This is a genomic window from Catenuloplanes sp. NPDC051500, from assembly GCF_044454585.1.
Taxonomy (GTDB): Bacteria; Actinomycetota; Actinomycetes; order Mycobacteriales; family Micromonosporaceae; genus Catenuloplanes.
In genome coordinates this window covers 433,077-450,338 of record NZ_JBITDX010000003.1, presented here as the reverse complement: position 1 = coordinate 450,338, position 17,262 = coordinate 433,077, and the positions used below count along the sequence as shown (strand labels likewise).

The 17,262-nt window shown below is 70.4% G+C and carries 13 protein-coding genes; 7 read left to right on the top strand and 6 right to left on the bottom strand.

From position 1 onward, the window contains the following. Positions 1-51: 51 nt before the first annotated feature. Positions 52-1,479 (bottom strand): DHA2 family efflux MFS transporter permease subunit, encoded by a 1,428-nt coding sequence (locus ACIA8K_RS08570; protein WP_396056431.1) that lies wholly within the window; start codon positions 1,477-1,479, stop codon positions 52-54. A gap of 94 nt (positions 1,480-1,573) precedes the next feature. Here ACIA8K_RS08570 and ACIA8K_RS08565 point away from each other — a divergent pair, with 94 nt between their 5' ends. Then, a complete protein-coding gene (locus tag ACIA8K_RS08565; RefSeq protein ID WP_396056429.1) occupies positions 1,574-2,248 on the top strand; it encodes a TetR/AcrR family transcriptional regulator in 675 nt (224 codons plus the stop codon). 99 nt (positions 2,249-2,347) lie between these two features. Here ACIA8K_RS08565 and ACIA8K_RS08560 read toward each other — a convergent pair whose 3' ends face one another. The 3 genes from ACIA8K_RS08560 to ACIA8K_RS08550 all read right to left on the bottom strand — a co-directional run bounded on the left by ACIA8K_RS08560 (position 2,348) and on the right by ACIA8K_RS08550 (position 4,905). Beyond that, a complete protein-coding gene (locus tag ACIA8K_RS08560) occupies positions 2,348-3,301 on the bottom strand; it encodes a DNA polymerase domain-containing protein (RefSeq protein ID WP_396056427.1) in 954 nt (317 codons plus the stop codon). 24 nt (positions 3,302-3,325) lie between these two features. Then, positions 3,326-4,132, bottom strand: a complete 807-nt coding sequence (locus ACIA8K_RS08555) for an ATP-binding protein (protein ID WP_396056425.1) — start codon at positions 4,130-4,132, stop codon at positions 3,326-3,328. Positions 4,133-4,284: 152 nt separating this feature from the next. Beyond that, a complete protein-coding gene (locus ACIA8K_RS08550; RefSeq protein WP_396056423.1) occupies positions 4,285-4,905 on the bottom strand; it encodes a hypothetical protein in 621 nt (206 codons plus the stop codon). Positions 4,906-5,141: 236 nt separating this feature from the next. Between ACIA8K_RS08550 and ACIA8K_RS08545 the strand changes: the two genes are divergently transcribed. The 5 genes from ACIA8K_RS08545 (at position 5,142) to ACIA8K_RS08525 (ending at position 12,113) form a co-directional block, all read left to right on the top strand. Beyond that, positions 5,142-5,903 carry a response regulator transcription factor gene (locus tag ACIA8K_RS08545; protein WP_396056421.1) on the top strand — a complete coding sequence of 254 codons (762 nt, stop codon included), beginning with the start codon at positions 5,142-5,144 and terminating at the stop codon, positions 5,901-5,903. Then, positions 5,881-7,377 (top strand): sensor histidine kinase, encoded by a 1,497-nt coding sequence (locus tag ACIA8K_RS08540; RefSeq protein WP_396056419.1) that lies wholly within the window; start codon positions 5,881-5,883, stop codon positions 7,375-7,377. The genes ACIA8K_RS08545 and ACIA8K_RS08540 overlap by 23 nt, the downstream gene beginning before the upstream one ends. Before the next feature lie 186 nt (positions 7,378-7,563). Next, entirely contained in the window at positions 7,564-9,906 is a 2,343-nt protein-coding gene (locus ACIA8K_RS08535) for an ArnT family glycosyltransferase (protein ID WP_396056416.1), read from the top strand. 6 nt (positions 9,907-9,912) lie between these two features. Further along, a complete protein-coding gene (locus ACIA8K_RS08530; RefSeq protein ID WP_396056414.1) occupies positions 9,913-11,130 on the top strand; it encodes a glycosyltransferase in 1,218 nt (405 codons plus the stop codon). A 167-nt stretch (positions 11,131-11,297) separates the two neighbouring features. Beyond that, positions 11,298-12,113 carry a helix-turn-helix domain-containing protein gene (locus ACIA8K_RS08525; RefSeq protein ID WP_396056412.1) on the top strand — a complete coding sequence of 272 codons (816 nt, stop codon included), beginning with the start codon at positions 11,298-11,300 and terminating at the stop codon, positions 12,111-12,113. 38 nt (positions 12,114-12,151) lie between these two features. Here ACIA8K_RS08525 and ACIA8K_RS08520 read toward each other — a convergent pair whose 3' ends face one another. Both ACIA8K_RS08520 and ACIA8K_RS08515 read right to left on the bottom strand, forming a co-directional pair. After that, positions 12,152-12,346 carry a DUF397 domain-containing protein gene (locus ACIA8K_RS08520; RefSeq protein ID WP_396056732.1) on the bottom strand — a complete coding sequence of 65 codons (195 nt, stop codon included), beginning with the start codon at positions 12,344-12,346 and terminating at the stop codon, positions 12,152-12,154. Positions 12,347-12,388: 42 nt separating this feature from the next. Further along, positions 12,389-13,237: a helix-turn-helix domain-containing protein gene (locus ACIA8K_RS08515; protein ID WP_396056410.1), complete on the bottom strand. Its 849-nt coding sequence runs from the start codon at positions 13,235-13,237 to the stop codon at positions 12,389-12,391. 490 nt (positions 13,238-13,727) lie between these two features. Between ACIA8K_RS08515 and dnaE the strand changes: the two genes are divergently transcribed. Beyond that, positions 13,728-17,255, top strand: coding sequence for a DNA polymerase III subunit alpha (gene dnaE / locus ACIA8K_RS08510; RefSeq protein ID WP_396056408.1), 3,528 nt, complete (start codon positions 13,728-13,730; stop codon positions 17,253-17,255). The last annotated feature ends 7 nt before the right edge of the window (positions 17,256-17,262 follow it).

Here is a 17,262-nt window from a genome sequence, read left to right as displayed (position 1 = left end):
AAACTGCAGACGAAGGGCGAGGAGCGAGGAGCGAGGGCGAGGGGCGAGGGGCTAGGCGGCGGCTGCGGCCTCGGCGAGTTGCTTGGCGTCGGGGGTGAGCTGGGGGGCGGTGAGGGCGACGGCGATGTTGACCACTGCGAATGCGGCGGCGACGAGGATGCCGCGGTGGAAGCCGTCGACGAGCGCCTGCTGCTGTGCGACGCCGGCCAGCAGCTGATCCGTGACATGGGTGAGCGACAGCGTGGTCACGACCGCGAGGCCGAGCGCGCCGCCGATTTGGTAGACCGCGGAGACCAGGCCGGAGGCGGCACCGGCCTCGTGATTGGCCACCTCGGAGACCGCGTTGATCTGGCCGGGAACGCTTACCGCGATGATCCCGGCGCCGAACAGCACCAGGCCGGGGAGCAGACCGGTGACGTAGGAGTCGTCCGTGCCGACAAGCGTCAGCACCAGCAGACCTGCCACGCTCAGCACGGAACCGCCGAGCTGGACCGGGCGGGTGCCGAGACGCGTGACGAGCTGACTGGCCACCACGGCCGCGGCGATCGCGGCGCCGCCCATCGGCAGGAAGTGCAGCCCGGCTTCGAGCGCGGAGTCGCCGCGCACCTGCTGCAGGTAGATCGCGGTCAGGAAGAACATGGAGAGGAAGCCGGCCCCGTTCAGCCCGAGCGTCAGGCTCGACGTGGTCAAAGACCGAGACCGGAACAGCCGCATGGGTACGAGGGGGTCCGCCGAACGACGCTCCACGAGCACGAACGCGGCCAGCAACGCCACGCCGCCGACCAGGAATCCGAGCACCTCGGCGGAGCCCCAGCCGCTGTGCTCGGCGCGCACCACGCCGTAGACCACCGCGAGCAGCCCGGCCGTGCTCAGCACGGCGCCGGCCAGGTCAAACGTGCGCGGCCCGGGCGCGGTGTGCCGGACGTCCCGCACGAAGAGCGGCGTGATGGCGACCAGCCCGACCACAAGCGGCACGTTGACCAGGAAGACCCACCGCCAGTCCAGCGCGTCGACAAGCAGCCCGCCCGCGACCACGCCGAGCGTGCCGCCGAGACCGGCCAGGCCACCCCAGACGCCCATCGCGATGTTGCGCTCCCGGCCGGGCGGGAACGTGACGGTGAGCAGCGCGAGCGCGGCCGGCGAGAGCAGCGCGCCGCCGAGACCCTGGGCCGCACGGGCCGCGATAAGCGACTCCGAGTTCGGCGCCAGGCCCGCGATCAGCGACGTGACGCCGAAGAGCAGCAGGCCGCCGATGAAGAGCCGGCGTGGCCCGAGCAGGTCGGCCGCGCGCCCGCCGAGCAGGAGGAAGCCGCCGAAGAGCAGGGTGTACGCGCTGATCACCCACTGCAGGCCGTCCGGCGTGAAGTCCAGGTCGGACTGGATGTTCGGCAGCGCCACATTCACGATCGTCACGTCGAGGACGACGATGAACTGCGCCAGGGCCAGCACGACGAGCGTGGCCCAGGGACTCCGTCGCATTCGGGATACCTTTCGAAATTCGGTTGTATACGGCGTAGGTCTACGTCGTATACGTATGGCGTAGACGCTAGGTCTACGTCGTAGACTTGTCAACGTGACGCCAACCAACGCCCCCGCCCGGGAGCGGCTCGACCCGGAGAAACTCGTGGTCAGCGCGCTCGCCATCGCCGACTCCGAAGGGCTCGCCGCAATCACGGTCAGGCGGCTGGCCACCGAGCACGGCGTCACACCGATGGCGCTCTACCGGCACTTCCGGGACAAGGATGAGCTGATCAACGCGCTCGCCGACCACCTGCTCGAGTCCGTGACGCTGCCTCCGGTCACCGACGAGCCGTGGGACGTCCAGCTCCGCGCGGTCTTCGCCGCACTTACCGACGTGCTGACGCCCCACGCCGAGGTGGCGCCGCTGATCCCGCGCCGCATCCTGATCGCGCCCGGCGGCCTCGCCATCGCCGAGCGCGCGCTTGACCTGCTGGCCCAGGCCGGCTTCGACACCGACCGGGCCGCAGCCGTCGGCAACCAGGCGCTCTGCTCGGTGGTCAACCTGATCCCGTTCGACCCGGCGACGCTCAACATCCAGGACGTCGAGCTGCGCGAGGACCGCATCCGCACCAAGCGGGCAGCCCTGGCCGCGCTCTCCCCGCGCCGCTACCCCCGGATCACTGCGGCGGCCGACGCGCTCACCGGCTGCGTCGTCAAGGAGAACTTCCTCGAACTCGGCCTCGACCTGGTCATCGCCGGCCTACGCGGGCTCCCCGCGCGCCCCTGACCCGCCGCGGAACCGGCAGGGAGGCCCCTCGGGGCCGACCGGGGCCCGCGGGAGCTTGCGGGCCGGACCACCGCGAGAGCGGGAAAATGCTTCTCGGGGTTACGGGTTTGCTTTTCGGCGGGCGGCGGCGCGGCGTTTGCCCTCGTGCATGGCGGCGACGCGGGCGATCGGGATTGTGCGTCCCTCGTCGATCAGGCCGGGTGGGATGAGTTGGGGCGCCGGCAGCGCGTCGGCCCAGGGGTCGGCCGTGGTGAGCAGCGCGGGCGCGGTGTGGATGGTGAAGTCGGCCGGGGTGATGTCGGCGAGGTCGGACCAGGCGACCGGGAACGAGACCGGTACGCCCGGGCGCAGGCGCGGGCTGTAGGCGGCCGCGATGGTGGCACCGCCGGCCCGGGTGGCGTCCAGGAAGACCTTGCCGTGCCGGTCCTCGCGGATGAACGCGGTGGTGGCCAGCGCGGGATCCACGCGTTCGGCACGGGCGGCGAGAGCGCGGGTGGCGGCCGCGACCTGCTCGGTGTCCGCGTCCCGGACCGGCACGAAGATGTGCAGGCCCTTGGCGCCGCTCGTCTTCACGGCGCCGGCCAGGCCGGAGGCGGTCAGCGCCTCGTGGACGAGCGCGGCGGCGCGGACGGCCAGGCCGAACGAGCCGTCCTCCTCGGGCGGGTCGAGGTCGATGATCAGGTGCGTCTGGCGGTCCGGGGTCTCCGCGGGCGCGAGCGCGGGGTGGTACTCCACGGCGCGCTGGTTGCCGAACCAGAGCAGCGTGCGGCGGTCGTCGCAGAGCGCGTAGCGGACCGTGCGGTGTGACGCCTCGGCCCAGACCTCGGTGGTGCGGACCCAGTCCGGCGTGTACTTCGGGACGTTCTTCTGCATGAACGCGTCCTGACCGCGCAGCACCCGGATCACGGACAGCGGCCGGCCGGCGAGCTGCGGCAGGAAGCGCGCGGAGACCGCGTCCAGATAGTCGATCAGGTCGCGCTTGGTCGCGCCGGCGCCGTCGAAGAGTGCGGCGTCCAGATTGGTCAGGTCGACCCCGTCACGCGTCTCGCCCATCGGAACACCTTCGCACGTCACGGGTCATGCGGCGAGGCGAAGCGCGGCCCAGACCGCCTTCCCCTGCGGAAGTGCGGCACAACCCCAGCGGTACGTCTCGGCCTCCACCACCTGCAGGCCGCGCCCGCGTTCGGCGAGCGGCGCACTCGGGTCGGACGCGCTGACCGCGCGCAGGCGGGCCGGTGACGGGTTGCCGTCCGCGACGACCAGGTAGAGGTACGGGTGGCGCAGCGTCACTGTGACGTCTATCGGTGTGCCGCCGTGCTCGACCGCGTTGTTGACCAGCTCGGAGATCACCGCGCGGGCGGAGTAGAGCAGGTCGTGCGCCTCCCAGCCGGTGCACGCGTCGCCGACGATCGACCTGGCGAACGACGCGGCCAGCGGGCCCGCGTCCAGGCGCAGATGCTCCCACCGGCTGGCCGCGCGCAGGTCCCCGGCCGCGACAAGCGCCCGGTCAAGCGTGGCGTGCACCCGGACGCCACGGTTCAGCACGCGCAGCCGGGACGCGACCGAGGGCCGCGCGACGAGCAGCAGCGGCGCCTCGGGTGAGTGCCCGGCCCGCCAGCGCGGCGCCACGAAGACCGCGAGCGCGCCGTCGTGGGCGATCCGCACCCGGTCGAGCGAGACGATCACCACCACCGGGCACTCCGCAAGCGCCTTGGTGATCACCGCCCGGGCGCGGGCCGCGCTGCGCAGCGTCAGCTCACCCTCGAACGCGATGAGGACGGCTCCGCGGCTGTCATCCCGCGCCACGATCGCGGACAGTTGTCGCGTGCCGCTGCTCACTGCCGGGCCACCCCATTCGGTCGGGACCATGTGCCGAGTCGTCACCAAACCGAGTGTCATGGTGCTCTAGCTGGGACAACACACCGCCAGTGCGTCACCTGCGAAAGATGCGACGGACGGGTCAGGGTGCCCGGCCGGCCGGGCACCCGGATCTGCCCGGCCGAACCCCGCGCGCTCCGGCGAACGGGCCGAAACGATCAGGAGGCGGGCTTGAGCGGCGCGCAGGCCTCGACCGCCTTGGCAGTGGTGGCGTCCGCGGTGTTCAGCGCGGCCGTGTCGGTCACGCCGTTCTCGGTGAGGCAGTTGTCGTACGCCGCGGAGGCGCCGTTGTCGTTCTGGCTGCCGCCGCCCGGGCCGCCCTGACCGCCGCCGGGACCGCCCTGACCACCGTTGCCCATCTGCGGCAGCGAGTCGGCGCAGGCAGTGGTCGCCGCCGTCCAGGCCGCCTCGTCGACGCCCTCCGGCTTGAGCTGGTTCGCGAAGCCGCCGCCCCCGCCACGCTGGCCGCCCGGACCGCCGGAGGGCTGGCCGGACGGGAACGCGGTGGGCCGCCCGGAACCCTGCGGGAACGCGCCGCCGGAGGGCATCGCACCGCCGGACGGGCGCGCGCCGCGGGACGGGTTCGCGGTCGGGACAGTCACCTCGATGCCCTGCTCCTTGAGGCAGGCCGCGTAGGCGGCGAGCGCGTTCTGGCCGTCCCCGCCGGAGCCGTCCGCGCCGTCGGAAGAGCCGGAACCACCGCAGCCCGCGGCCAGCAGCAGCGCCGCGGACCCGGCCAGCGCGACGGCTGCGAGCCGACGGCGGGCGTGTGCACTCATTGGCACGACTGCACTGACTGGCACGACTGCCTCCTCGATCGCCGGGCCGCGACCCGGGAGGGCCACGGCGCCGCACCATGCAAGCGGTCGCACCTCCGAGACCCGTCAGGCCCGGCTCGAAGCACGCTCGGAACCCGTACCCCCGAATGATCGTGAATGGGGGTCTCAAGGGCTTCACAGGTGTTACACAGGGTTGGTAAAGGCCCTGCCTAGATGGCGGGCGAACCATCGGGAACATGACGACGACGATGCACTCGGACCTCCGCGACACCACCACCGGATCCCGCCAGGAACTTCGCCGCGCCGACGGCAGCCCGGTCCGGGTGCTCGTGGTCGACGACGAGTCCACGCTTGCCGAGCTGCTGTCCATGGCGCTGCGGTACGAGGGCTGGGACGTGCGCTCGGCCGGGGACGGCGGCGGCGCGGTGCGGGCGGCCCGCGAGTTCCGGCCGGACGCGGTGATCCTGGACGTGATGCTCCCGGACATGGACGGGCTGGAGGTGCTGCGCCGGCTGCGTGGCGAGGCACCGGAGATGCCGGTGCTGTTCCTCACCGCCAAGGACTCGGTGGAGGACCGGATCGCGGGCCTGACCGCGGGCGGCGACGACTACGTGACCAAGCCGTTCAGCCTGGAGGAGGTCGTGGCGCGGCTGCGCGGGCTGATGCGCCGGGCCGGGCGGGCCGCGATGCGCTCGGACGCCCAGCTGATCGTCGGCGACCTGAGCCTGGACGAGGACAGCCACGAGGTACGCCGCGGCGGCGACCAGATCACGCTCACCGCCACCGAGTTCGAGCTGCTCAGGTATCTGATGCGCAACCCACGCCGGGTGCTGTCCAAGGCACAGATCCTGGACCGGGTCTGGAACTACGACTTCGGCGGCCAGGCGAACGTGGTCGAGCTGTACATCTCCTACCTGCGCAAGAAGATCGACGCCGGCCGGAAGCCGATGATCCACACGATGCGGGGCGCCGGCTATGTCCTCAAGCCCGCGGACTGACCGGGCGCGGCCACGTGGCCCCCGTGGCTGGCCGTTGCGGACCCGGCTGGTCGCCACCATGCTCGCGCTGCTGGCCGCGGCCTGCCTGCTGATCTCCGTGGTCACCGAGATCGCGCTGCACACGAACCTGCAGGGCCAACTCGACCGGCAACTCGCCACCGCGGCGCAGAACGCGGGCAACTTCGAACGGCCGGACGGGTTCAACCCGGGCGGACCGGCGCCGGACCAGTGGATCGGGCGTGGGCAGCCGCCCGGCACGCTCGTCGCCTACCTCGGCGGCAGCCGTCCCGGCGTGCGCATCCTCGGCGACGACCTGCAGGAGATCGACGGGGGCAGCGCGCTCTTCACGATGCTCGCCACGATCCCGGTCGACGGTCGCCCGAGAACCTACTACCTGGAGGGGTACGGCAACTACCGGCTCAAGGCGGAGAGGCGCGGCCCGGACGACGACCTGGTGATCACCGGGCTGCCGACCGACGACGTGGACCGGACGCAGGTCGAGGTCGCGGTGATCCTCGCAGCCGTCACCGCCGCCGCGCTCGTCGTCGCGGGTGTCGCGGGCGTCGTGATCATCCGGCGCACGCTCCGCCCGCTGCGCCGCGTCGCCGCGACCGCCGGCCGGGTGGCCGAACTGGAGCTGGACCGGGGCGAAGTCGCGCTCGCGGAACGGCTGCCGGAGGAACTCACCGACCCGCGTACCGAGGTGGGGCAGGTCGGCGCCGCGCTCAACCGGATGCTCGGCAACGTGGAGGCCGCGCTCGCCGCCCGGCACGCCAGCGAGACGCAGGTGCGCCAGTTCGTCGCGGACGCCAGCCATGAGCTGCGCACGCCGCTGGCCGCGATCCGGGGGTACGCCGAGCTGACCCGGCGCAGCCGCCAGGAGGTGCCGCCCGAGGTCGCGCACGTGCTGAACCGCGTCGAGTCGGAGGCGAAACGGATGACCGGGCTGGTCGAGGACCTGCTGCTGCTTGCCCGGCTGGACGCCGGGCGGCCGCTGGAGCACGAGCCTGTCGACCTGGCGATGCTCGCGGTCGACACGGTGAGCGACGCACACGCGGCCGGGCCGCACCACGTCTGGCGGCTCGACCTGCCGGCCGAGGGTGTGGAGGTGCCCGGCGACCGGGCCCGGCTGCACCAGGTGCTTGCGAACCTGCTTGCGAACGCGCGCACGCATACGCCGCCGGGCACCGAGGTGACCGTGTCGGTGGGCGTGCGCGACGGCCTGGCCGCGATCATGGTGGCCGACGCGGGGCCGGGCATCCCGCCGGACCTGCTGCCGCACATCTTCGAGCGGTTCGCACGTGGGGACGGCTCCCGGTCGCGCGCGGCCGGCAGCACCGGGCTCGGGTTGGCGATCGTGCACGCGGTGGTGACCGCGCACGGCGGGCGCATCGAGGTGCGTAGTCGGCCGGGGCGTACCGAGTTCCTGGTGTCGATGCCGCTGGTCACGGCCGAGGTGCCGGTCAGCGCGTAATCACGGCGCAGCACGTCCGTCACACTGGGGTGCCGTATTCACAGCCTTTCCACAGCTTCGCCAGAGCGCACGGTGAGATGCCCGGTCGATCCTGGTGACCGAGCCTGAGGTTTTGACTACAAAGCCCGGCTTATCAGCTGATGCCACATTTGCTGCCTGCTTCCGCTTGAGTGAAGGACGAAGCGCATGACCTCGACGTTGCCCACGCCGCCCTCGGCCGAGTCGCCGCCCCCGGCCGAGTCGCCGACCGCGGCCGGGTCACCGGCCGATCCGGAGGCGCCGGCCGTTCCTGAGGGGAAAGCCGCGTTGCCGGCCCCGGCCTCCTCGGTTCCTCCGGCCGCACCGGTCCCCTCGTCGTCCGAGGTGTCTTCCGAGGATGGCCCGGCCGTCGCGTCCGCCGCCTCGGTCGCCGTGCCGGCGCGCTCCCGGTGGCAGCGGATCGTCCGCGGACCCGAGGACGACCCGGTCTGGGCACGGCCCGCGCTCTACCTGCTGCTGATCGCGACCGGCGTCCTCTACATCTGGAGCCTTGGCGCGTCCGGCTGGGCGAACTCGTTCTACGCCGCCGCCGTGCAGGCCGGCTCCGAGAGCTGGAAGGCGTTCTTCTTCGGCTCCTCCGACGCGGCGAACTTCATCACTGTCGACAAGACGCCCGCGTCGCTGTGGCCGATGGAGATCTCCGCCCGGATCTTCGGCATGAACTCGTGGAGCATGCTTGTCCCGCAGGCGCTGATGGGCGTCGGCTCGGTCGCGCTGCTCTACGCCACGGTCCGCCGCTGGTTCTCCCCGGCCGCCGGGCTGCTGGCCGGCGCGGTGCTGGCCACCACGCCGGTCGCCGCGCTGATGTTCCGCTTCAACAACCCGGACGCGCTGCTGGTGCTGCTGATGATCGCGGCCTGCTGGGCGATGGTCCGGGCCCTGGAGCGAGGCGCCACCACCTGGCTGCTGATCTGCGGCGTCTTCATGGGCTTCGGCTACCTCGCCAAGATGCTCCAGGTGCTGCTGATCCTGCCCGCGCTCGGCCTGGTCTACCTGATCGCGGGCCCGCCGAAGCTTGGCAAGCGGTTCCTGCAGCTGCTCGGCGCGGCCGGCGCGATGATCGTCTCGGCCGGCTGGTGGATCCTCGCGGTCGAGCTGTGGCCGGCGGACTCCCGGCCATACATCGGCGGCTCGCAGAACAACAGCATCCTGGAGCTCACGCTCGGCTACAACGGGCTCGGCCGGCTCAACGGCAACGAGACCGGAAGCGTCGGCGGCGGAGGCATGGGCGGCCCGGGCGGCGGCGCCGGTCCGGCGGGCGCAGCAGGTCCCGGCGGTGGCAACGGCGGCGGCATGTGGGGCGAAAGCGGCATCCTGCGGATGTTCGACTCCGCGCAGGGCGGTCAGGTCGCCTGGCTGCTCCCGGCCGCGCTGGTACTCATGATCGCCGGCCTGGTGCTCACCGCACGGCGGCCGCGCACCGACCGTACCCGTGCGGCTTTCGTGCTCTGGGGTGGTTGGCTCGTGGTCACGACGTTGACCTTCAGCTTCATGCAGGGCATCTTCCACGCGTACTACACGGTGGCGCTGGCCCCGGCGATCGGCGCGCTTGTCGGCATGGGCGCGCAGCTGCTCTGGGAGCGGCGGCGCGCGCCGTGGGCGGTCGCGCTGCTTGCCGTGGCCGTCACCGGTACCGCGGTCTGGGCCTTCGTGCTGCTCGGGCGCAGCGCGGACTGGCTTCCCTGGCTGCGCTGGACCGTGCTGATCGGCGGCATCGTCGCGTCGCTGGCGTTGGTCGGCACGAGCCGGCTCGGCGCACGGTTCGCCATCCCGGTCGGCGTGGTCGCGGCCGCGGTGACGCTTGCCGCGCCGGCCGCCTACGCGATCAATACCGCGGGTACGCCGCACGTCGGCTCGATCCCGTCGGCCGGGCCGGCCACCGCGGGCGGATTCGGGCCGGGTGGCGGCGGCCGGGGCGGCTTCCCCGGCGGGCGGAACGGTCAGGGCGGCTTCCCGGGCGGCGGTGCCCAAGGCGGCTTCCCAGGTGGCGCGCAGGGCGGATTCCCAGGTGGCGCGCAGGGCGGCTTCCCGGGTGGCGGCGCGCAGGGGCAGGCGCCCACGACGGGGCAGAACGGTTTCCCCGGCGGGACCGGCCGGGGTGAACGCGGCGGCGGCATGGGCGGGCTGCTCAGCGGCTCCGAGCCGAGCGCCGAGATGGTCGCGCTGCTGGAGAAGGACGCGGACACCTACACCTGGATCGCGGCCGCGGTCGGCTCCAACCGCGCCTCCGGATATCAGCTGGCCACCGGCGACCCGGTGATGGCGATCGGCGGCTTCAACGGCACCGACCCGGCCCCGTCGCTCGCCCAGTTCCAGGAGTTCGTGGAGCAGGGCAAGATCCACTACTTCATCGGCGACGGTGGCTTCGGCGGCGGTGGCCGCGACGGCAGCAACCAGGTCAGCGCGGAGATCGCGACCTGGGTCCAGGCCAACTTCACCGCGCAGACCGTGGACGACACGACCCTCTACGACCTGACGCAGGGGAGCTGATCCGCCATGTCGATCACCGCAGGAGCAACCGCCACGCCCGACACCACCCCCACCACGGCCGCGCTCGACGTGGTCATCCCGGTCTACAACGAGGAGCGCGACCTGGAGCCGTGCGTACGGCGGCTGCACGCGCACCTCAGCGAGACGTTCCCGTACCCCTTCCAGATCACCATCGCCGACAACGCCAGCACGGACGGCACGCTCGACGTCGGACGGCGGCTCGCGTCGGACCTGCCCGGGGTCAGCGTCACGCACCTGCCCCGCAAAGGACGGGGGCACGCGCTGAAGGAGGTGTGGTCCGCGTCCGAGGCGCCGGTGCTGGCGTACATGGACGTGGACCTCTCCACCGACCTGGCCGCACTGCTGCCACTCGTCGCGCCGCTCTTCTCCGGGCACAGCGACCTGGCGATCGGGTCCCGGCTGTCGCGGAGTTCGCGGGTGATCCGGGGCGCCAAGCGGGAGCTCATCTCGCGCGGCTACAACCTGATCCTTCGCGGTACGTTGCAGGCCCGCTTCTCGGACGCGCAATGCGGCTTCAAGGCGATCAGGGCGGACGTCGCCCGCCGGCTGCTGCCGCTCGTCGAGGACACCGGCTGGTTCTTCGACACCGAGCTGCTGGTCCTGGCCGAGCGGTCCGGCCTGCGCATCCACGAGGTGCCGGTGGACTGGATCGACGACCCGGACAGCCGCGTCGACATCGTAAAGACCGCGGTCGCGGATCTTCGGGGGATCGCGCGCCTCGGCCGCGCGCTCGGCACCGGGCGGCTTCCCATCACCGAACTGCGCGCCCAGCTCGGCCGGGCCCCGCTCGCGCCGGTCGACGGCGTACCGCCGGGGATGGTCGGGCAGCTGCTGACGTTCGGCGCGATCGGCGTGGTCAGCACGCTTGCCTACCTGGCCATCTACGCGGGGCTGCGGCTCGGCATGGGCGCGCAGCTCGCCAATCTGCTGGCGCTGCTGATCACGGCGGTGGGGAACACGGCGGCGAACCGGCGGATCACGTTCGGCGTGCAGGGGGCGGACGGCGCCGCCCGTCATCACCTGCAGGGCCTGGTCATCTTCGGCCTCGGACTGGGCCTGACCAGTGGCTCGCTGGCGCTGCTGCACGCCGTGACGGACACCCCGCACCGGCTGCTCGAACTCGCGGTTCTGATCGCGGCGAACGCGACGGCCACGCTGCTCCGCTTCGTCATGCTCCGCGTCTGGGTCTTCCGCCGCGCCTGACCGGCCGTCCACCGAGGGGCGTCCCCGCCGGGGCGCCCCTGCACGCCGTCCAGACCCGGAACGACTCCATCGCGCTCGGTGAGATCATGGTCCACAATCGGTGATGAGGCGACACCGCTCGGAGATCCGCGACGGCGTTGCCCCTCAGCACGGCAGGAGGATTCGAGATGGCGGAGAGCTCGGACCCGGCGGTGCGGCGCGAGGGCGTCGGTGAGCTGCGAAGACTACGACGACAGGCAGGCCTGGAGGTAGAAGAGGCAGCGATATCGATAGACGTGTCTCCCGGCGTGCTCTGGGCGCTGGAGGCCGGGCTCGGCGGGGTTGCGCCGAAGAAGGTACGTGCGCTGCTCGCCCACTACGGGGTCGACGACCCGTACGCGAACGGGCTGACCGACGCGGTCAGCTCGGAGATCAACGCCCGGATCGACGGTGCCCGCAGTCCCGGCGCTCGTGCGCTCATCTACGCGGAGCAGTCCGCGAGGGTGATTCGGAGCTTCGAGCTGACCTCGGTACCCGGACTGCTCCAGACTCCCGAATACGCGGCGCTGGCGTGCTCGCGGCACCGAGCGCCTTGGGACGACGACGCCGCGATTGCACGGCGGGTCGCCGGCCGGATCGCCCGACAGGGGTTGCTACGCGGCCCGCACGCACCGCAGGCGCATTTCCTGATCGACGAGGCAGCGTTGCGGCGCGGCGACAGCGAACCCGGCAGTGCGGTCATGAGCCGCCAGATCCAGCAGCTGATTAAGGCACGCGAATGGCCGAACGTGACGGTCCAGGTCGTGCCGGCCACCTCACATGCGGGAACCGGTCCGTTCATGCTCCTGGAGGCGGCGTCAGGCAACGGTGACCTGCTCTATCAGGAGCAGCAGGACTCGGACGTAATCAGCGGCGACCCCATCGAGCTGGCCAGCTACCTGAACAGATTCGCGGAGCTGCGGGAACTCGCGCGGACGGGACCGGACCTGACCGACTTCCGGTAACGCGAACACACCCTTCCTCACCGGAGGTGGTCACGATCTCAGTGCCTGAAGCGCCCGCTCTTAGCGCCGCGCGTGAAGGCGGACCATGCCGGCCTCGCATAACAGAGCACCGGGCCGCGGCGGTCCTTGGAGTCGCGGACTCTCGCACCACTGACCAGCCGCGCCACCTCCACGCAGTTTCCCCCACCGCTACGGCTGGCGGCGCGCCACACGGCGGGCGCGGGCAGATCCATTGCTGCAGACATCGTCGTCTCCATATGACCTGTTGAACTGGTTTACTGAGATGATCTCAGATAATTCGTGATAAAAGCTTCCGTGTCATCCGGGCTCAACGCGGTGGCCTGCAACCACTGGAATACGTCGCGATACCGCGTCAGCTGCTCCGGACGCTCCAGATAGAGGTATCCGACCAGTCCTTCCACGAAAACGACGCCACCTGCGGTGACATCGAGATCCAGCAGCGCGAAAGGACTGTTCACCGCTTCATGCAGACCGGCCCAGTAGGGCAGAACCTGGATCGAGACCGTCGGCAACTCCGACAGTTTCAGCAGATGTTCCAGCTGCGCCCGGGCGGCACCGAAACCGTTCATCCGGCGCAGCACCGACTCGTCGAGGATCGCCCGGACGACCAGCGGGTCGGCGTCCGTCAACCGCTCCTGGCGTCGTCGTCGCGCTCGCGCCGTCTGCTCCACCTGCTCCTTCGTCAGCCGCCGATCCCAGGAGAGCAGCGCCCACTCCGCGTAGTCCGGTGTCTGCAGGAGGCCCGGAACCAGTGACGTCTCCCAGTTTCTCAGCTGTGTGGCAGCACCCTCCATCTCCACATATGCCGACGTGGACGCGGGCAGGTCGAAATCCTGCCACCAGCCGAGTTTCCGAGCCTCGGCGACGAAACTCATCAGCGTTTCCCGCTCGGCAGGATCCGAGATCCCGTATAGGTCGCACAGGTCTCGGACGTCGCGCGGCTGGGGAGCGCGCTGCCCGTTCTCCAAACGACTGATTTTGGTGGGCGAGACCAGCAGCCGCTCTGCCACTTCGTGAGCGCTGAGCCCGACCGCCTCCCGCCGATCACGAAGCAGGGCACCCAGCTGACGCCGGCGAACCGTCGGGCTATTGTCCCCCGGCACCGGTCCTCCTCGTCTCGCGCATGAACGCGCACTTCATGGCGATGAATGAAAATGAGTCGTACTACGCATTCTGGCAATTGCCAGAGGCATGTGTCACGGCAACTGAACGATGACTAATGGTGTCATTCCGGCGGACGGCACGCGGCGCACGCGCTCGCTGGCACCGCTGATGAACAGCACTCTCAGCACCGCGCTCGGACGTCCGCACACGCCGAGAACGGACCACCGGCCAGGCCACCACGGGGCCGGCAGCCCCGCCGCGTGCAGTCGGTGCGCTGCGTGGTCGAGCGCTCACCGCGTACCCCCGATGGGTGGTGAATTTTGATCGTGTCGAGACCTTTGGCGTGGTGCTGGCGGTGACCATGGGGTGACCTGCGCAAGTGGGGCGTCGGGCGCGCCACACCACGGCGAGGGCACGGCGTGTCGGCGGCGCGGCGGGGCTAGGGTGGGTGCTCCGCCGCAGTCGTGATCGAATCGGGGTGAGCCTGCCGTGGGCGATTCGTTCGTGCACCTCCACGTGCACACGGAGTATTCGATGCTCGACGGCGCGGCGCGGTTGAAAGACCTCTTCAAGGAGGCGAAGCGGCTCGAGATGCCGGCGGTGGCGATCAGCGACCACGGCAACATGCACGGGGCCTACGACTTCTACAAGCAGGCCAAGGCCGCGGACATCGTGCCGATCATCGGTGTGGAGGCGTACGTCGCCCCCGAGTCCCGCTTCCACAAGGCGCGCGTCAAGTGGGGCCGGCCGGAGCAGAAGTCCGACGACGTGTCCGGTAACGGCGCGATCACCCACATGACCATGTGGGCGCAGAACGCGGACGGCCTGAAGAACCTCTTCAAGCTCAACTCGCGCGCCTCGTTCGAGGGCCACTACGTGAAGTGGCCGCGGATGGACATGGAGCTGATCTCCGAGTACGCCACCGGGATCATGGCGACCACCGGCTGCCCGTCCGGCGCGGTGCAGACCCGGCTGCGGCTCGGCCAGTTCGACGAGGCGGTCAAGGTCGCGGGGCAGTACCAGGACATCTTCGGTAAGGACAACTACTTCCTGGAGATCATGGATCACGGACTCTCGATCGAGAGCCGGGTCCGTGAAGGGCTCCTGGAGATCAGCAAGAAGCTGAAGATCCCGCCGGTGGTCACGAACGACTCGCACTACACGTTCGAGGAGCAGGCCGCCGCGCACGACGTGCTGCTCTGCGTGCAGACCGGGTCGAACGTCGACGATCCGAACCGGTTCCGGTTCGACGGCAACGGCTACTTCGTGAAGTCCGCCGACCAGATGCGCGCGATCGATTCGTCCGACGCCTGGCAGGAGGGCTGCAAGAACACGCTGCTGGTGGCGTCGAAGGTCGACACGACAGGCATGTTCACCTACAAGAACCTGATGCCGCGCTTCCCGGTGCCGGAGGGGCACACCGAGGAGTCCTGGTTCCGGCACGAGGCGTTCGAGGGGCTCAAGCGGCGCTTCCCGAACGGCATCCCGGACACGCACATCACGCAGGCGGAGTACGAGCTCGGGATCATCATCCAGATGGGCTTCCCGTCCTACTTCCTGGTCGTCGCGGACTTCATCCAGTGGTCGAAGCGGAACGGCATCGCGGTCGGGCCGGGTCGTGGCTCGGCGGCCGGTTCGCTCGTGGCGTACGCGATGGGCATCACCGACCTGGACCCGCTGCCGCACGGCCTGATCTTCGAGCGGTTCCTGAACCCGGACCGCGTCTCGATGCCCGACGTCGACATCGACTTCGACGAGCGCCGGCGCGCCGAGGTGATCCGTTACGTGACCGACAGGTGGGGCGAGGACCGGGTCGCGCAGATCGCCACGTTCGGCACGATCAAGGCGAAGGCCGCGATCAAGGACTCCGCCCGCGTGCTCGGCTATCCCTACGCGGTCGGCGACCGGATCACCAAGGCCATGCCGCCGGCCGTGATGGGCAAGGACATCCCGCTCTCCGGCATCTTCGACACGAACCACCCGCGGTACTCGGAGGCGAACGAGCTCCGGTCGATGTACGAGTCGGAGATGGACGTCAAGAAGGTCATCGACACCGCGCGCGGCATCGAGGGCCTGATCCGGCAGACAGGTGTGCACGCGGCCGGCGTGATCATGTCCGCCGAGCCGATCATCGACCACATCCCGCTGACCCGGCGGGACGCGGACGGCTCGATCATCACGCAGTTCGACTACCCGACCTGCGAGACGCTCGGCCTGCTGAAGATGGACTTCCTGGGCCTGCGCAACCTGACGATCATCGATGACGCGGTCAAGAACATCGAGATCAACCACGGGATCAAGCTCGACCTGCTCGGCCTGGAGCTGAACGACATTCCCACCTACGAGCTGCTGGCCCGCGGCGACACGCTTGGCGTGTTCCAGCTCGACGGCGGCCCGATGCGCTCGCTGCTGCGCCTGATGAAGCCTGACAACTTCGAGGACATCTCCGCGGTGCTGGCGCTCTACCGGCCCGGCCCGATGGGCGCCGACTCACACACGAACTACGCGCTCCGCAAGAACGGCCTGCAGGACATCATCCCGATCCACCCGGAGCTTGAGGAGCCGCTCAGGGAGATCCTCGGCCCGACGCACGGGCTGATCGTCTACCAGGAGCAGGTGCAGCGCGCCGCCCAGAAGCTGGCCGGATATTCGCTCGGCCAGGCCGACCTGCTGCGCCGCGCGATGGGCAAGAAGAAGAAAGAGGTCCTGGAGAAGGAATTCGTACCGTTCAGCGACGGGATGAAGGCCAACGGCTACTCCCCCGAGGCGATCAAGGCGATCTGGGACGTGCTGGTCCCGTTCGCGGACTACGCGTTCAACAAGGCGCACACCGCCGGGTACGGCCTGGTCTCCTACTGGACCGGCTACCTGAAGGCGAACTACCCGGCCGAGTACATGGCCGGGCTGCTCACCTCGGTCGGCGACGACAAGGACAAGATGGCGCTCTACCTGGCGGAGTGCCGCCGGATGGGCATCAGCGTGCTCCCGCCGGACGTCAACGAGTCCGCCGGGCCGTTCACCCCGGTCGGCAAGGACATCCGCTTCGGCCTGGCCGCGGTCCGCAACGTCGGGGCGAACGTGGTGGAGGCGATCCGCCGCTGCCGCGACGACAAGGGCAAGTACACAGACTTCTACGACTTCCTCGCCAAGGTCGACGCGGTGGCCTGCAACAAGAAGACGATCGAGTCGCTGATCAAGGCGGGTGCGTTCGACTCGATGGGCCACACCCGCAAGGGCCTGCTCGCGGTGCACGCCGAGGCGATCGACGCGTACTCCGGCGTCAAGAAGAACGAGGCGGTCGGCCAGTTCGACCTGTTCGGCGCCGGGTTCGGCGACGCCGCGCCGTCCGCCACGGTCGCCATGCCGACGATCCCCGACTCCGAGTGGGACAAGCGCGACAAACTGGCGTTCGAGCGGGAGATGCTCGGCCTCTACGTCTCCGACCACCCGCTCTTCGGCCTGGAGCACGTGCTCTCCCAGCACGCGGACACAAGCATCGCCGCGCTCGCCGAGGAGGGCTCGGTCCCGGACGGCGCGGTCGTCACGCTTGCCGGCATCCTCTCCGGCGTACAGCGCCGCGTCACCAAGCAGGGCAAGGCCTGGGCCTCCGCCACGCTTGAAGGCCTGGCCGGCGGCGTCGAGGCGCTGTTCTTCCCGAACACCTACGAGGCGGTCGGCCAGTACATCGCGGAGGACGCGATCGTGGTCGTCAAGGGCCGCATCGACCGCCGCGACGACACGCCACGCATCATGGCGATGGACATGATGATGCCGGACGTCCACACCAACCCGGACACGAAGCCGGTGATCCTCACCATGCCGATCACGCGCTGCACGCCGCCGCTCGTCGAGCGGCTGAAGGAGGTGCTGATGCTGCACCCCGGCGACAACGAGATCCACGTCAAGCTCGTCAACGGCGGCCGCACCACGGTCCTGCGCCTCGGCACCCGCGTCGCGCCGACAACCGCGCTGATGGGCGACCTGAAGAGCGTCCTCGGGCCCGCGGCCGTCGGATAAATCCAGA

What these genes read in the sequence shown, in the direction of transcription:
- ACIA8K_RS08540 (WP_396056419.1), top strand. Translation starts at nt 5,881, where the DNA reads ATGTCCTCAAGCCCGCGGACTGACCGGGCGCGGCCACGTGGCCCCCGT.
- ACIA8K_RS08545 (WP_396056421.1), top strand. Translation starts at nt 5,142, where the DNA reads ATGACGACGACGATGCACTCGGACCTCCGCGACACCACCACCGGATCC.
- ACIA8K_RS08535 (WP_396056416.1), top strand. Translation starts at nt 7,564, where the DNA reads ATGACCTCGACGTTGCCCACGCCGCCCTCGGCCGAGTCGCCGCCCCCG.
- ACIA8K_RS08520 (WP_396056732.1), bottom strand. Translation starts at nt 12,346, where the DNA reads ATGGATCTGCCCGCGCCCGCCGTGTGGCGCGCCGCCAGCCGTAGCGGT.
- ACIA8K_RS08530 (WP_396056414.1), top strand. Translation starts at nt 9,913, where the DNA reads ATGTCGATCACCGCAGGAGCAACCGCCACGCCCGACACCACCCCCACC.
- ACIA8K_RS08560 (WP_396056427.1), bottom strand. Translation starts at nt 3,301, where the DNA reads ATGGGCGAGACGCGTGACGGGGTCGACCTGACCAATCTGGACGCCGCA.
- ACIA8K_RS08570 (WP_396056431.1), bottom strand. Translation starts at nt 1,479, where the DNA reads ATGCGACGGAGTCCCTGGGCCACGCTCGTCGTGCTGGCCCTGGCGCAG.
- ACIA8K_RS08550 (WP_396056423.1), bottom strand. Translation starts at nt 4,905, where the DNA reads ATGAGTGCACACGCCCGCCGTCGGCTCGCAGCCGTCGCGCTGGCCGGG.
- ACIA8K_RS08525 (WP_396056412.1), top strand. Translation starts at nt 11,298, where the DNA reads ATGGCGGAGAGCTCGGACCCGGCGGTGCGGCGCGAGGGCGTCGGTGAG.